Origin of the sequence: Cognatundibacterium luofuense, assembly GCF_018139685.1 — a bacterium.
GTDB classification, from domain to species: Bacteria; Pseudomonadota; Gammaproteobacteria; order Burkholderiales; family Burkholderiaceae_D; genus Undibacterium; species Undibacterium luofuense.
The window spans coordinates 1-405 of the sequence record NZ_JAGSPN010000214.1 but is presented as its reverse complement, the minus strand read 5'-3'; the positions used below and the strand labels follow the sequence as shown (position 1 = coordinate 405).

At 51.4% G+C, this 405-nt stretch carries 1 protein-coding gene; it reads right to left on the bottom strand.

Annotation, left to right across the window (positions count from 1 at the left end):
• Nucleotides 1-164: 164 nt before the first annotated feature.
• The coding region (locus tag KDM89_RS20085) for a transposase domain-containing protein (protein ID WP_212689644.1) at nt 165-405 on the bottom strand (241 nt) is incomplete at its 5' end.

Sequence of the window (405 nt, the reverse complement as noted above, 5' to 3'; positions counted from 1 at the left end):
CCAGTGTGAAAGTAGGTCATCGTCAGGCTCCCTATAAGAAACCCCCGCTCTCGACAGAGGCGGGGGTTTTGCTTTGTGCGGTCGGAAAGCGGGAAAAGAACAAGAACTAAGCAAAGACCAGGTCAAAGTAAGCACCCGGTCAACACAGGTTGACTAGTCCTCATTTAAGCAGGCTTCCAGTTGTGTGGTAGTAGTTCGCCCATACGGCTGAATGGCTGTAATGGTAGTCTTTCCAGCACGTCTTTCATGTACCTGTAAGGATCGTGACCGTTGAGCCAGGCTGAATGAATCAGACTCATGATCGCCGCCGCACGTTTGCCTGCGCGCAGACTGCCGGCGAACATCCAGTTTTTTCGTCCCAATGCCACCGGACGAATCTGGTTCTCAACCCAATTATTATCAATC